The sequence below is a fragment of the Aeromonas sp. QDB18 genome, from assembly GCF_027705325.1.
Taxonomy (GTDB): Bacteria; Pseudomonadota; Gammaproteobacteria; order Enterobacterales; family Aeromonadaceae; genus Aeromonas; species Aeromonas caviae.
In genome coordinates this window covers 1-15,106 of sequence record NZ_JAPDBQ010000108.1, presented here as the reverse complement: position 1 = coordinate 15,106, position 15,106 = coordinate 1, and the positions used below count along the sequence as shown (strand labels likewise).

Annotated in this window: 11 protein-coding genes; 7 read left to right on the top strand and 4 right to left on the bottom strand. The window is 65.1% G+C overall.

Annotation, left to right across the window (positions count from 1 at the left end; all coding sequences use genetic code 11):
* Window positions 1-89: 89 nt before the first annotated feature.
* The 4 genes from OKC30_RS15195 (at window position 90) to recD (ending at window position 9,748) form a co-directional block, all read left to right on the top strand.
* Window positions 90-482 (top strand): DoxX family protein, encoded by a 393-nt coding sequence (locus OKC30_RS15195; RefSeq protein WP_010675909.1) that lies wholly within the window; start codon window positions 90-92, stop codon window positions 480-482.
* A gap of 232 nt (window positions 483-714) precedes the next feature.
* On the top strand, window positions 715-4,071 hold the full coding sequence (gene recC / locus OKC30_RS15190) for an exodeoxyribonuclease V subunit gamma (RefSeq protein WP_160838746.1): 3,357 nt from the start codon (window positions 715-717) through the stop codon (window positions 4,069-4,071).
* Entirely contained in the window at window positions 4,071-7,685 is a 3,615-nt protein-coding gene (gene recB / locus OKC30_RS15185) for an exodeoxyribonuclease V subunit beta (protein ID WP_160838748.1), read from the top strand. Before recC ends, recB begins: the two co-directional genes overlap by 1 nt.
* Window positions 7,686-7,693: 8 nt before the next feature.
* Window positions 7,694-9,748: an exodeoxyribonuclease V subunit alpha gene (recD, locus tag OKC30_RS15180; RefSeq protein ID WP_160838750.1), complete on the top strand. Its 2,055-nt coding sequence runs from the start codon at window positions 7,694-7,696 to the stop codon at window positions 9,746-9,748.
* 181 nt (window positions 9,749-9,929) lie between these two features.
* Here recD and OKC30_RS15175 read toward each other — a convergent pair whose 3' ends face one another.
* Window positions 9,930-10,286 (bottom strand): hypothetical protein, encoded by a 357-nt coding sequence (locus OKC30_RS15175; RefSeq protein ID WP_010675900.1) that lies wholly within the window; start codon window positions 10,284-10,286, stop codon window positions 9,930-9,932.
* A gap of 199 nt (window positions 10,287-10,485) precedes the next feature.
* Here OKC30_RS15175 and OKC30_RS15170 point away from each other — a divergent pair, with 199 nt between their 5' ends.
* Window positions 10,486-11,208, top strand: a complete 723-nt coding sequence (locus OKC30_RS15170) for a response regulator (protein WP_160838754.1) — start codon at window positions 10,486-10,488, stop codon at window positions 11,206-11,208.
* A 7-nt stretch (window positions 11,209-11,215) separates the two neighbouring features.
* Window positions 11,216-12,601, top strand: a complete 1,386-nt coding sequence (locus tag OKC30_RS15165; protein ID WP_160838752.1) for an ATP-binding protein — start codon at window positions 11,216-11,218, stop codon at window positions 12,599-12,601.
* A 177-nt stretch (window positions 12,602-12,778) separates the two neighbouring features.
* On the opposite strand, the gene cspE is transcribed toward OKC30_RS15165, so the two are convergent.
* Window positions 12,779-12,988 carry a transcription antiterminator/RNA stability regulator CspE gene (cspE, locus tag OKC30_RS15160; protein WP_010675897.1) on the bottom strand — a complete coding sequence of 70 codons (210 nt, stop codon included), beginning with the start codon at window positions 12,986-12,988 and terminating at the stop codon, window positions 12,779-12,781.
* A gap of 392 nt (window positions 12,989-13,380) precedes the next feature.
* Window positions 13,381-13,665, bottom strand: coding sequence for a DUF3811 domain-containing protein (gene yjbD, locus OKC30_RS15155; RefSeq protein ID WP_042879473.1), 285 nt, complete (start codon window positions 13,663-13,665; stop codon window positions 13,381-13,383).
* Window positions 13,666-13,961: 296 nt separating this feature from the next.
* Between yjbD and OKC30_RS15150 the strand changes: the two genes are divergently transcribed.
* Window positions 13,962-14,084: a hypothetical protein gene (locus OKC30_RS15150; RefSeq protein ID WP_010675895.1), complete on the top strand. Its 123-nt coding sequence runs from the start codon at window positions 13,962-13,964 to the stop codon at window positions 14,082-14,084.
* 46 nt (window positions 14,085-14,130) lie between these two features.
* On the opposite strand, the gene OKC30_RS15145 is transcribed toward OKC30_RS15150, so the two are convergent.
* The gene (locus OKC30_RS15145) at window positions 14,131-14,901 is read right to left on the bottom strand and encodes a substrate-binding periplasmic protein (protein ID WP_041214049.1); all 771 of its coding nucleotides are present in this window, start codon (window positions 14,899-14,901) and stop codon (window positions 14,131-14,133) included.
* Window positions 14,902-15,106: the final 205 nt, after the last annotated feature.

The window sequence follows — 15,106 nt, the reverse complement described above, 5'->3', positions numbered from 1 at the left end:
TGGGGCATGCAGTCGTGGCAAGCCCTCCGATGCCATATCGGCTCTTGAAGCTGGCTGAGGGTCATGGGTAATCAGGAAGGAATATGACGATGGACAAGATGAAAGATGTGGCACTGCTGGTGGGTCGTGTACTGCTGGCGCTGATGTTCGTGATGGCTGGCTGGGGCAAGATCGGCGGTTACGCCGGTACCCAGGGTTACATGGAAGCCATGGGCGTGCCCGGGTTCATGCTGCCCCTGGTGATCCTGCTGGAGCTGGGTGGCGGTCTTGCCATCATGCTGGGCCTGTTTACCCGCAGCCTCTCCGTGCTGCTGGCCGGTTTCACCCTGATGGCCGCCTTCATCTTCCACTATCAGCCTGCCGAGCAGATGCAGATGCTGATGTTCATGAAGAACGTCTCCGTGGCCGGTGGTTTCCTAGCCCTGGCGGCGGCCGGTGCAGGGGCTTTCAGCCTGGATGCCCGCCTCGGCAAGCACTGGTAATACCCTGACGTTTCAAGTTTTCCAACGCCTTTTGGCCGGTGCCTTGCACCGGCTTTTTTGTGCCCGCTTCCCGGGGATGCCATCTGTGTGACGGCGCGCAGTCCGGACGCCACAAGTGCCTTTTGCATCTTATCCCCCGATCCCCGACAATCCCGATTCGCGTGCCGTGACGGGAATGCCAGAGAGTGTCCCCCCGCGCACCCCCTCTTCATGAAATTGGCGGGAGTCGTCCATGTTTACCCTCTACCACTCCAATCAGCTGGATCTGCTCAAGGAGCTGCTGGTGAGCCGCATCCGGCAGGCTCCGCTCTCCCACCCCTTCGATCGGGAGCAGATCCTGGTGCAGAGTCCCGGCATGGCCCAGTGGCTCAAGCTGGAGCTGGCCAAGGCGTTCGGCATCGCCGCCAACATCGACTTTCCCCTGCCCGCGAGTTTCATCTGGGAGATGTTCACCCGGGTGCTGGCGGACGTGCCGCGCCAGAGCCCCTACAACAAGGGGGCCATGAGCTGGCACCTGATGACCATTCTGCCCACCCTGCTCGGCAGACCCGCCTTTGCGCCCCTCGCGGCCTATCTGGGGGGCAGTGACGGGGCGGCGCCGGAGCAGGTGCGGCTCTGGCAGCTCTGCCAGAAGGTGGCGGATCTGTTCGACCAGTATCTGGTCTACCGGCCGGACTGGATCGCCCGCTGGGAAGAGGGGGAAGGATTGAGCCAGGAGCTGGCCGGGGTGAGCGGTCAGGATTGGCAGCCCGAGCTCTGGCGCGAGCTGGTGGCCCGCACCCTGGCCCTCAGCCCCAGCGGCTACCACCGCGCCAACCTCTACGAGGCCTTCATCCACGAGCTGGAGCGCACCCGGGATCTGCCGGGCAGGCTGCCGCAACGGGTCTTCGTGTTCGGCATCTCGGCCCTGCCGCCCCGCTACGTGGAGGCCCTGCTGGCCCTCGGCAGCCGCCCCGAGGTGGAGGTGCACCTGTTTGTGACCAACCCCTGCCGCTACTACTGGGGGGACTTGCTCGATCGCAAGACACTGGCGCGCCTCGAAAACAAGCTCAAGCCCGGTACGGATCTCGAGACCCTGCAGGGCCCCGCCAATCCGTTGCTCGCCTCCATGGGCAAGCTGGGGCGCGACTACCTGCACCAGCTGATGGAGTTGGAGGTACCGCAGATCGAGGCCTTCGTCGACATCGAGGATCGCGACGATGAGGGCAAGGTCACCTTGCTGCGGGCCATCCAGAAAGACGTGCTGGAGCTGGCGGAACGGGGGGCCGGCGAGTTCAACCTCGATGCCAGCCACCACAAGAGCCCTGTCAGCCTGGATGACGGCACTTTGCAGATCCACGCCTGCCACGGCCCCATGCGGGAGCTCGAGGTGCTGCACGACCGGCTGCTGGCCCTGTTCGAGCAGGATCCCACCCTCACCCCCAAAGACGTGGTGGTGATGATGCCGGACGTCAACAGCTACGGTCCCTACATCCAGGCCGTTTTTGGCAAGGAGGGCGGCAAGGGGCGGGGCGGGGCCCGCGGCCAGATCCCCTTTGCGATCTCCGATCGGGCGGCGAGCCAGGAGAGCCCGCTGCTGCAAAGTTTCCTCGCCCTGCTCAGGCTGCCGAACGCCCGCTTCGGAGCGGGGGAGCTGCTCGCCATCCTGGAGGTGCCCGCCGTGCTGCGCCGCTTCGAGCTGGACGACGACGAGTTCAACGTGCTGCGGCGCTGGGTGCAGGAGACCGGCATCCGCTGGGGGCTGGATGACGACTATCCCGAGCGCTTCGCGCTGCCGCGTCTGTCCGGCAACAGCTGGCTGTTCGGCCTGCGGCGCATGCTGCTGGGTTTTGCCATGGGGGACGGGGAGCCGGTGGCGGGGATCCTGCCCTATGCGGACATCGAGGGTCAGCAGGGGCTGATCCTCGGCAAGCTCGCCTGGTTCGTCGACTCCCTGGCGGAGTTTCTGCCCAGGCTGCAACAGGCGCAGCCGCTGGCCGAATGGCACGCCTGCCTGCTGGCGCTGCTGGAGCGCTTCTATCTCGCCGACGAGGATGAAGAGCGCCAGCTCCAGCTCATTCGCAGCCAGCTCACCGACTGGCAGGCCCAGCTCGGCGAGGCCCGCTTCGAGCAGGCCATCAGTGCCGACCTGTTGCAGGACTACCTCGGCAGCGTGCTGGGGGAGTCCCGCTCCAGCCAGCGCTTCCTCGCCGGTCAGGTCAACTTCTGCACCCTGATGCCGATGCGCTCCATCCCCTTCCGCCAGGTCTGCCTGCTCGGCATGAACGACGGCGTCTACCCGCGCACCCTGCCCCCCATGGGCTTCGATCTGATGGCGGTGGCCTCGCGGCGCGGGGACCGATCCCGCCGGGATGACGACCGCTACCTCTTCCTCGAGGCGCTCCTCAGTGCCCAGCAGGGGCTCTACATCAGCTATCAGGGGTTCAGCGCCCAGGACAACAGCGAGAAGGTACCCTCCGTGCTGCTGGCGGAGCTCATCGACTACGTGCGCCAGGGCTTCGTGCTGGCGGGGGATGAAGATCTCGACGACGACACCTCGGGCCGGCGGCTGCTCGAACACCTGATCGTGGCGCACCCCCTCACCCCCTACAGCCCGGCCTACTTTTACCCCGAACCCGGCTCCGGTCTCTTCACCTATGCCGCCGACTGGCTGCCGGCCCTGAGCCCGGAGCGGGGGGCCGCCAACTTCCAGAGCGGCGATCTGCCCCTGCCTGCGGAGTGGGGCAGGGAGCAGGGGCTGGAGCTGGCGGAGCTGCTGCGCTTCTATCGCCAGCCCGCCAGGTACTTCCTCAACCGCCGCCTCAAGGTATGGTTCGAGCTGGAGGAGGCGACCATCGAAGACAGCGAGCCCTTCGAGCTGGACGGCCTGCAGCACTATCAGCTCAAGGCGCTGCTGCTGGATGCCCATCTGACCGAAGGGGAGAGCGAGGCCCGTCGCCACCGGCTGCAACTCTCCGGCCTGCTGCCGCAAGGGTGGTTCGGCAGCCTGCTGCTGGAGGAGATCGACGGCGAGATGGGCAAGCTGGCGGCGCGGCTGCGTCCCTGGACGGGGGACAAACAGGCGGTGGAGATCGACATCGCCCTGGCCCAGGGGCAGCTTCAGGGCTGGATAGACACCCAGAAGGGACGAGCGCTGGTGGTCAAACCCGGCAGCTTCAACGGCAAGGATCTGCTGCTGGCCTGGATCCAGCACCTTTGCCTCTCATTGAGCAGCGTCCCCGGCGACACCCTGCTGTTCGATGCCAAACAGAGTCTGCGGCTGCCAAGGCTTGCGGCGGACGAGGCGCGGCCCAGGTTGGCGGCCCTGGTGGCCCTCTGGACCCAGGGGATGAAGCGGCCGCTGCCCTTCTTCCCGAGCACCGCCTGGGAGTGGCTCAAGGCGATCGAGAAGGATCCGGCAAAGCCGGAGGAGGCCGACAAGGCGGCGCTTGCCCGCTTCAACGGCGGCTACATGGTGACGGGAGAGGGGCAGGACGTCTATGTCGCCCGCTGCTTCCCGGAACTCGATGACGAGGTGCTGGCCCAGTTGCAGGGGCTGGCCCGTGAACACCTGACCCCGCTCCATCAGGCGCTGGAGGAGTTGCAATAATGGCTAACCCGCTCAATCCCCTGCGTTTTCCCCTCTATGGCGAGCGGCTGATCGAGGCCTCCGCCGGGACCGGCAAGACCTATACCATCGCGGGCCTCTATCTGCGCCTCTTGCTGGGCCACGGCCCGGTTATCGAACAAGCAGGCGAGGAGGGGGGAGATGCCGGTCAGCCCTGTGCCCACGAGCGGCCCCTGTCGGTGACCGAGATCCTGGTGGTGACCTTTACGGAGGCGGCCACCGCCGAACTGAGGGGGCGGATCCGCGCCCGCATCCACGAGGCGCGTCTCGCCTTCATGCGCGGCCAAAGCACGGACACCCTGCTGGCCCAGCTGCTGGCGGAGGTGGAGGATCACGACCTGGCGGCCCGTCGCCTGCTGGCCGCCGAGCGGCAGATGGACGAGGCGGCGGTCTTCACCATCCACGGCTTCTGCCAGCGGATGCTCAGGCAGAACGCCTTCGAGTCGGGCGCCCTCTTTGAAACCGAATTTTTGACCGACGACAGCCGGCTCCGGCTGCAGGCGGTGAGTGACTACTGGCGCGCCGAGTTCTATCCGGTGGATCAGCCCCTGGCCCGGGCGGTGCGAAGGCTCTGGCCGAGCCCCGCCGCCCTGCTGCGGGAGATGGGGAGCTGGCTCGACAACGACGAGCTGGAGATCCGCCCGGTGGCGGGGGAGGAGACCCTGGCGGCGCGGCACAGCGTCGCCATGGCCCGCATCGGGGCGGTGAAAGCCGGGTGGCTGGCGCAGACGGACGAGATCCGCCGCCAGACCGAGGGGCAGATCAGCCGTTACACCGGCAAGAACTACGAGGGGTGGCTTGCCAAGATTGGCGACTGGGCGCAGGACGAGACCAGCGGCTACGTCCTCCCCAAGGAGCTGGAGCGCTTCGGCCAGCAGGCGCTGGAGGAGAACCTCAAGAAGGGGGGAACGGTGCCCACCCTGCCGCTCTTTGGCGAGATAGACGCCCTGCTGGCGAGCCGACCCGGCATCCGGGATCTCGTCTTGCAGCGGGCGGCCAGGGTGGTGCGCAGCCGGATGCAGGAGAGCAAGCGCCAGGCCCATCAGCTCTCCTTCGACGATCTTCTGCGGGATCTCGACGGGGCGCTCGGCTCGGGCCTGGGGGAGCGGCTGTGCGAGCGCATCCGCGCCACCTACCGGGTCGCCATGATCGATGAATTCCAGGATACCGACCCCCAGCAGTACCGCATCTTCCACCGCCTTTACGGCGGTCACCAGGACACGGCGCTCCTGATGATCGGCGACCCCAAGCAGGCCATCTACGGCTTTCGTGGCGCCGACATCTTCACCTACATCCAGGCGCGGCGAAATGTGAGCGCCCACTACACCCTCGGGCGCAACTGGCGCTCAAGCCGCGCCCTGGTGGCGGCGGTCAACGGCCTGTTCGAGCGGGCGAAGGATCCCTTCATCTACGAGGCGGACATCCCCTTCCTGCCGGTGGAGGCGCAGGGCAAGAGCCGGGCACTGCTGATCGAGGGGCAGACCGCCCCCGTGCTGCACTGCTGGCAGCTCACCGGTCAGCCCACCTTCAACAAGGGGGAGTACCAGAGCAGGATGGCCCGCGCCACGGCGGCGGAGATCCATCGCCTGCTCACGCTGGCCCGGGAGGGCAAGGCGATGCTCGGCAGCGAGCCGGTCAGGGCCGGGGATATCGCCGTGCTGGTGCGCACCGGCGCCGAGGGCAAGCTGGTGCAGCAGGAGCTGGCACGCCTTGCCATCGCTTCCGTCTATCTGTCGAACCGCGAGAGCGTGCTGGCCCAGGTGGAGGCGCGGGAGATCCTGCTGATCCTGCACGCCTGCCAGAACCCGAGCGATGAGCGAAGCCTTAGGGCAGCGCTCGCCACCGGCCTGTTCGATCTCGATGCCAGGGCCCTGGACGCGCTGGCCTCGGACGAGCGGGCCTGGGAGAGCGCGGTGCAGGAGTTCATGGGATACCGCGCGGTCTGGCATCGCCACGGGGTGCTGGCCATGCTGCGGGCCCTGATGCACGGGCGCAACCTCGCCGCCTCCCTGCTGGCGAGCCCCTACGGGGAGCGGCGGCTGACCAACTTCCTCCATCTCGGCGAACTGCTGCAACAGGCGAGCGGCGAGCTGGACGGGGAGTACGCCCTGCTGCGCTGGCTCGGGGAGGCGGTGAGCCAGCCCAACGGCCAGGACGGGGAGCAGATACTTCGCCTGGAGTCCGAGCGCAAGCTGGTGCAGATCGTCACCATCCACAAATCCAAGGGGCTGGAGTACCCGCTGGTCTTCCTGCCGTTCATTTGCAGCCACCGCGCCGCCGACACCCCCCTGTTCCACGAAACGGGGGAGGCGGGCAATCGCACCGTGCTCGATCTCACCGGCGCCGAGGAGTCTCTGGCCGAGGCCGACAAGGAGCGCCTCGCCGAAGACTTGCGCCTGCTCTACGTGGCCCTGACCCGGGGGGTCTATGCCACCTGGCTCGGGCTGGCGCCGGTGCGCTCCGGGGCGGGCAAGTCGGAGAAGACCGACCTGCACCGCACCGCCATCGGCTACCTGCTGCAAAAGGGGGAGGAGGGGGACGCCGGGACACTGGCGACCGCCCTCACCGACCTGGCCCAGGCCCTGCCGGGGGTGGCCGTCGGTGAGCCCTCGCTCACCCGCCCGGCCCCGCTGCCCGCCGAAGCGGAGAAGCCGGGGGAGCCCACTGTGCGCGCGTTCCAGGGGCAGCTTGAGCGGGACTGGTGGATCAGCTCCTACTCCGGGCTCGCGGCCCAGGGCAACGGCCACGGCAAGGGGGTGCTGGCCAACCCCGGCTTCGATGACGAGGTGGCCACCGAGGCTGCCGTCACCGTGCAGGAAGAGGAGGCGCCCGCCCCTTCCATCTTCACCTTCCCCAAGGGGGCGCGTCCCGGCACCCTGCTCCACTGCCTGTTCGAGACCATCGACTTCGAGCACGCGGGGGGCGAGTCGCTGGCACAGCACATCGCCGCCCTGCTGACCCAGGAGGGGTTCGACGAAGGCTGGGCCCCCGTGCTGCAACAGCAGGTGGAGGCGGTGCTGGATACCCCCCTTGAGACCGGCCTTGGGGATCCGGTGCGGCTGCGGGATCTGGCCCCCGAGCGCAAACAGGTGGAGCTGGAGTTCTTCCTGCCCATGGGGCGGGTGACGGCACCGGCGCTGACCGCACTCTGCCAGCAGCACGACCCCCTGTCGCGGGACGGCAAGCCGCTCGGTTTTGCCACCGTGCAGGGGATGCTCAAGGGCTTCATCGACCTGGTGTTCGAGTGGCAGGGGCGCTGGTATCTGCTCGACTACAAATCGAACCACCTTGGCATGAGCCCCGCCGATTACGGCCGCCCGGCCCTAGAGCGGGCCATGGTCGAGCATCGCTACGATCTGCAATACCAGCTCTATTCGCTGGCCCTGCATCGGCTGCTCGCCTTGCGGCTGCCGGGCTACGATTTCGACCGGCATTTTGGCGGGGTCTTCTATCTCTTCCTGCGCGGCATGCCCCAGGGGGGCATTTTCCATGCCAGGCCCAGCCGGGAACTGGTGCTGGGGCTGGACGAGTTGTTTAGTAAAGGTGTGACATCTGACGATCATCGTTTAGAGAAATCGAACAAGGCAGAGGCATGAGGGGCGAGATGAAGGGCGAAACCATGATAGAGCGGCTGAAAGCCTTGGCGCTGGCGGGGCGCATCCGCCAGCTTGACCTGCAATTTGCCAGGCTGGTGGCCGACCTGGGCGGCAGCCCCGAGCTGGTGCTGGGGGCCGCGCTCGCCTGCCATGAGCTGGGGCGCGGCCATGTCTGCCTGCCGCTGGCGATGCTCGCTCAGGGCGGTGACGGGCAGGGATCCTCGCGCCCCTTCGGGCTGGATCCGGATCAGAGCCGGGATTTGCTGGCGGATCTCGCGGATCCCGCGAGCTGGCCCGCCCTCTTTGCGGCCAGCCCCCTGGTGGGGAGCGAACAGGAGGAGGGAGAGACCCCCCGCTGGCCCCTGCGGCTCTGGGGGGATCGCCTCTACCTTACCCGCTACCACGACTTTGAGCTGGGGGTGGCCCGCCACCTTAGCGCCTTGAGTGAACGGGCCGAATGGCCGGAGATTGCCCCGGCCCTGTCACGCCTCTTTGCCCGCGACTACGGCCTGGTATTCGGGGCCCTGCTCAAGGCCCGCCTCGCGCCGGATTTCTCCGTCCGCCACTTTGTGGAGAAGTACCTGGATCTGGTCTTCCCCCATGAGGTGGAGTGGCCGGCCGTGGAGACCCTGCTAAAGAGCGCCCAGGCAGCCAGCGAGCTGGAGCGGCTGGATACCCTGGTGCCCGAGGCGCTCTGCTGCAACGGCCAGAAGCTGGCGGCGGCCACGGCGGCGGCGCGCCCCTTCGCGGTCATCTCCGGCGGCCCCGGCACCGGCAAGACCACCACGGTGGCCAAGCTCCTCGCCATCCTGGTGGAGACCGGCCTGCAAGGGGGCAAGGCACCGGCGATCCGGCTGGTGGCCCCCACTGGCAAGGCGGCGGCGCGTCTGACCGAGAGTATCGGCGCTGCCCTGCAGGCCCTGGGTCTGCCCCCCGAGTGGGTACAGGCCATCCCCACCGAGGCGGGCACCCTGCACCGGCTGCTCGGGGTGATCCCCGGGCGCAGCCAGTTCCGCCATCACAGAGGCAACCCGCTGCACCTCGACCTGCTGGTGGTGGACGAGGCTTCCATGGTGGACCTGCCCATGATGGCGCGCCTGCTGGATGCGCTGCCCCGCCACGCCCGCCTCATCCTGCTCGGCGACAAGGATCAGCTCGCCTCGGTGGAGGCGGGGGCCGTGCTCGGGGATATCTGCAGCTTTATCGAACAGGGCATCAGCCCCGCCCAGGCACACTGGCTCTCCCGCCAGACCGGCTATCGCCTGCAAGGCACGCCGGCGGGGGCCAGCGTGCGCGACAGCCTCTGTTTGCTCTCCAAGAGCTGGCGCTTTGACCAGCATTCGGGCATCGGCCAGTTGGCGCGGGCCTGCAACAGCGGCGACGGGGCGGCGGTGGAGGCGGTCTGGGGCGCAGGATTTGGCGACATCCGCCTGCACCCCTGGGCGGGGGAGGCCTACAACGCCCTGATTGCCCAGGGGGTCGCCGGTTATGGCAGCTACCTCAAGGCGGCCCGGGCCGGCGAGGATCCGGCGGCGGTGTTCAAGGCGTTCAACGGCTTCCAGATCCTCTGCGCCCTGCGGGACGGCCCCTTCGGGGTGACGGGGCTCAACGAGCGCCTCGAACTGGCCCTCGCCAAGGCAGGGCTGATCGCCCGCGACGGCGACTGGTATGCGGGCCGCCCGGTGATGGTGGTGCGCAACGACCACGGGGTCGGCCTCTACAACGGCGACATGGGGCTCTGCCTGCCCGATGACACCGGCCGCCTCAAGGTATGGTTCGAGCAGCCGGACGGCACCCTGCGGGCCCTGCTGCCCAGCCGGTTGCCCCCCCATGAGACGGTCTACGCCATGACCATCCACAAATCCCAGGGGTCGGAGTTTGCCCATACCGTGCTGGTGCTGCCCGACAGCCCCAGCCCGCTCCTGACTCGCGAGCTGGTCTACACCGGCATCACCCGCGCCAAGGCCCGCCTCGATCTCTACGGCGATCGCGCCCTGCTGGCACAGGCCGTGCGGAAAAAGACCGAGCGGTATTCGGGGTTGGCACAGAGGTTGGGGGAGTAGATTTAAAACCCTTACTAAGGAAAGTGCGAACAAGTATCCCAAGAACAATAAATGAAAATTTTAGTCATTTAATATCAATGGGTTACCAGTAAATGCTCTCGTGCCATATGACTTATTCGCACCTTCCCTTGATCATCTCGACTTACTGGTCTGCTTCGGCAAACGGCTTCATCACTTCGATTTACTGGTTTGCTTCTGCGAACTGCTTCATCACCTCGGCGTGCTTGATCATGCCGTCGGCACGCAGACCAAGGTTCTTCACGAACTCAGCCTTCTTGGCCGGATCTTCAATCTTGTCGTAGCGCTGTTGCAGATGGGCCTGGATCTGTTCCGGGGTCATGTTCTTCATGCGGGCCATCTTGTCGTGGCGGCCGCCATGATGCTTGCCGCCCATCATGCCGGTACCGTCCATGGGGCAACCGGTCGCCGTGGCCTGGGTCGGCTGGGCGGTGGAGACGGCCTCGCTGGCGGCATAGGCACCGAGGGGCAGGCCGAGGATCAAGGTGGCGGTCAGCAGGGTCTTGGTCAGCTTTTTCATGGGTAACTCCTGTCGGATGTGTACGGGTAGAGGCTCTTTCGCCTTGGTATCCAGTAAACACCGTGGAAGTGTCTGAAATTTGCCAGTAGAGGCCTATTTTGTAGCAGAGTGTGGCACAGGGGCGTGCTGGCACACTTTGACACAACCCGCCCGGTTGATTTTCGTATAATCGCCCCAGCCCGATAACGGAGAGATGATGATGAACCAAGGCTGCCCTCATATTCTGGTGGTCGATGACCACAGCGAGATCCGCGATCTGCTCAAGCGCTTTCTGGAGCAGCATGGCATGCGCGTCAGTTGCGCCCGCGATGGCAAGGAGATGAAGCGGCTGCTGGATGAGCGGGAGTTCGACCTGCTGGTGCTGGATCTGATGATGCCTGGGGAGGATGGCCTCACCCTGTGCCGCGAGCTCAGGGTCAAATCCCGCCTGCCGATCATCATGCTTACCGCAATGGGGGAGGAGACGGACCGCATCATCGGCCTGGAGATGGGGGCGGACGACTACCTCTCCAAACCGTTCAACCCGCGGGAGCTGCTGGCCCGCATCAAGGCGGTGATGCGCCGTACCCAGGCGGAGAGCCTGCCCGTGCCGGAGACCCTGACCCGGGATCTGCGCTTCGATCGCTGGCTGCTCGACGTCAATCGCCGGGAGCTGGTGGACGAGGAGGGGGTGGGGATGAGCCTCTCCACCGCCGAGTTCGATCTGCTCAAGGTGTTTCTGGAGCGGCCCCAGCGGGTGCTGAGCCGGGATCAGTTGCTGGATCTGGCCCGTGGCCGGGAGGCGGTGGCCTTCGATCGCGCCATCGATACCCTGGTGAGCCGGCTGCGGCGCAAGCTGGAGAGGGATCCCAAGAATCCCGAGCTCATCAAGACCATCTGGGGTGGCGGTTACCTGTTCGCCGCCGACGTGACCCAGGAGTGAGGCCGACATGATCAAGCGCGTCTTCGCCAGGCTGCTGCCCAAGGGGTTGACCGGCCAGATAGTGCTGGTGGCCCTGGCGGGGCTGGTGCTGATCCAGCTGCTCAGTATCCAGATCTACCGTTCGGACAGGGAGGAGGCCCTCGGTTACGTCAACAGCCGCAACGCCATGCAACGCATCATCTCCGTGGTGCGCCTGCTCTCCCTCTCTCCTCCTTCCCTCTATCACGAGATCCTCAAGGCGAGCCGCAGCGAGACCCTGCTGCTGCGTCTGGCCGACGAGCCGTTGCAGCCGGACAACCGCAGCCCCCGCTTCGAGAAGCTGGTGCGGGCCAAGCTCGGCTATCCACCCTCCCTGGCGGTGGAGATCAGCGCCGAGCTGAAGCAGGACATCCAGCGCAGCCGGGCCTGGCAGCACCACAACCGCATGATGAAGGATCGCAACGGCATGCCGCCGCCACAGGACATGCGGCTCTACGGCTCCATCGAACTGCCCAACGGCGGCTGGCTTCAGTTCAGCTCCCTGGTGGACAAGGAGACGGCGAGCTGGTCCTGGCAGACCACCCTCAACCTGCTGCTGGTGGCGAGCCTGGTGATCGGCCTGATGATCTGGCTGTTCCGCCGGGCGACCCGTCCCCTCAAGCAACTGGCTGCCAACGCCGACAGGCTGGGGCGTGGTGAGGACATCGAGCCCCTGCGCGAGGAGGGGCCCACCGAGATCCGCGAGTCCATCCAGGCCTTCAACCGGATGCACACCCGGCTCGATCGCTTCGTGCAGGACAGAACCCGGATGCTGGCCGCCATCTCCCACGACCTGCGCACCCCCATCACCAGCCTGCGGCTGCGCAGCGAGTTTCTGGCGGACGGGGAAGACAAGGAGCGCTTCCAGCAGACCCTGCAGCAGATGGAGCAGATGCTGGCGGCGACCCTGAGCTTTGCCCGGGAGGAGGGGCAGCAGGAGGCGACCCGGGAGCTGGATCTGGTCAGCCTGCTGGAGAGCCTGTGTGACGACTATGCCGACATGGGCCAGCCCGTCACCTGCCTGGCCGAGGGCAAGGAGGTCTACGCCTGCCGGGCCAACACCCTGCGCCGGGTACTGCAAAACCTCATCGGCAACGCCATCAAGTACGCAGGGGGGGCCGAGGTCTCGCTGGTGCGCGGTGACGGCGAGTTGCTGATCCTGGTTCGCGATCAGGGGCCGGGGATTGCGGAGAGCCAGTTGGAGGAGGTGTTCAAGCCCTTCGTGCGCCTGGATGAAGCCCGCAACACCGAGTCTGGCAGCGTGGGACTGGGGCTCGCCATCGCCCGCACCCTGGTGCACCAGCACGGCGGTGAGCTCAGCCTCCACAATCGCCAGGAGGGGGGGCTGGAGGCGCGGATCAGCCTGCCCCTGTAAGGAACCTGACCAGGAAATGGGGCACCACCAGGGGGCCCTTTTTGCTGCCCGTGGCGAGAGGGAAGCAGGGCAACAGGTTGGCCACCCGGAAACGGGCAACAAAAAACCCGCCGAAGCGGGTTTTTTCAATTCTTGCTGAGGCCCTTGCCCAAAGAGGGGAAGGTGCTCCGGCTTGAATTACTGCGGAACGACGTTCGCAGCAGCCGGGCCTTTCTGGCCTTGCTCGATGGTGAACTCAACGCGCTGACCTTCTTCCAGGGTTTTGAAACCGTTGGACTGGATGGCGGAGAAGTGAACGAACACGTCTTTGCTGCCGTCAGCCGGGGAGATGAAACCGAAGCCTTTCTCGGCGTTGAAGAATTTTACGGTACCAGTCATTTTGGACATGATAATTTCCTTGAGTAGTGATTAGTGAAACGCCACCGGAGCGGCAATCCATGATTTTTCGTCAGAAATACGTATGGGGAGCACTAAAGAAGGAGAATTATCTGGCAAGAATTATCGGGGATAACTGCCTGCACAAATCACTGCTTTAAGATGACTGCCTAACATAATCAGGTCTGAACTACCGAACCATCGAAAACGATTAGAACACGCACACCCTGTCATGGCAATCTTTATCTTGGTATTCGTTTCAGTCAGTGATGGCTGGATCGGCGTTTTATCCGGGTGTGCATCAGCTGCCAGGCGCCTCCTGCTGCCCTTTTCAGGGGGATGACATGACGCTCTGACAGCCCCCTTTTTTGCAGCAGCGTCATCTGCGAGCATTCATGCTGCCGTTACCGTCTGCCACGGTATTTGTTGCTGACGGAATCGGACCAGTTGAAGGTGTCGGGCAGTACTTGGGCACTGGCTCGCTCCTTGGCTTTCTCCCGCGCCAGTGCGGAAGCCGCCTTGGCGGCCTGGGCGCGATCGGCGGCGATCTTCTGGCGTCCTGCCTCGCGGATCTTGTTGCGCTCCCCGTTGGTCAGGGTGTGATCGGCATTGGCCTGGGCTTTTTGCACCAGCAGGGCAATCTCGGCTTTCTCGGCCTCGGTCAGATCCTTCATTTCCAGCTTCTTCATGACGCGCTCCTGCGATCGTTGAATGCCCACCCTAACACACATCCATCGGAGACAGGCTGACCATCCGTTCCCGGATGCCAAAAGTGTCGCCCGGTCGTCATTTCCTGGGGGAGCACGCGACGGGAACGCCTGGTTGACAGGCGCTGCCGATAGGCTGGATCCCGGCGGAAGATTGGGAGTATGCTGAGGCCAGTGCGATCCCCGATCGTCACTGTTGGCGTACTGAAATCCACGATTCGGCTGACATGCTGGAACACCCGTTCCAACTGTCCAGGTAACCTTTTTGGAGTCTGATGATGAGCAACAAAGAACAGCATCACGGCAAAGATGCCAAGAAAAAACCGCAGATGTCACTGAAAGAGAAACGCGAAGCCAAACGTCAGAAAGCAGAGCTGAAAAACGGCAGCGCGATGAAGTAACGCTCCATCCACTGCGGCTCCCCGGAGCCGGTATCAAGCCAGTCCATCATGGGCTGGCTTTTTTGTCTCCGGCAGTAGAGGTGGTGCCATAGGCTGCAAAGATCCGCTCATAGCGCCCGTCCGCCTTCATCTTGGCGAGCTGTCTGTCGAACCATTGCCGGTGGCCCGCCTCGCGAAAGGCGAAGTGGTAGTGAGTCGGGGGGAAGAGGTCGTGCTGTCTGACCTTGTCCTTGGGATAGCGGTCGCCCTCCTGGTCATCCCCGAGCAACTGAGCCAGATAGTAGTAGAACACCCGCTGTTCCAGGATCACGGCATCGGTGCGCCCGAGCAGGAGCCGCTGTACCTGCCCCTCCTGCCTCGCCACCTCTTCATAACGGGGATTCTGGTCGACGATGTCGGAGAAGGTCGTTCCCAGGATCTGCCGTGCACGCTGGAAGGCACTGACTCGCAGGGTCTGCAAATCCTTCATGGTGTGGACTGCCGTCGGCGCCAGGGTAAAGACCCGGTTGTGGAAGGTGATCACCGGCTGTGAGAGGTAGGCACTTTCCAGCATGCCGGGTTTGACGTTGATGATGGCGTCCAGCTTGCCTTCCTCCAGCATCCTGAAGGTGCGCTCCAGGGGAAGATAGACGACCTGCAGCTCATGGGGGCTGCCTGCGAAGGCCTCTCGCATGAGATCGAGTTCGATGCCCCTGTCTTCGTGGCTGATGACATAGGGAGGAATGGCAAAGCTGACTCCCACCCGCAGCGGCTCCGCGGCAAGGTGGCCGCCGAACATCAACAGGGCGAGGCACAGCAGACGACTCAAGTGGTTCATGCAGGTTCCCGAAGGGAGAAATCGTCTCGATGATAGCCACAAGCCTGGACGAAGGGGACGTAAAGCGCGGGAAAGTGGCAGCAACATGGTCGTCGGGGGAGGTGAATGCGTCAGAAACAGGTAAAAAAAGGTTCTTCGCGGGATCCTGGGAAAGTGGAAGTTGACAGACAGGGTGCTGGTAAACTGGTTGTCGCCAAACACACCA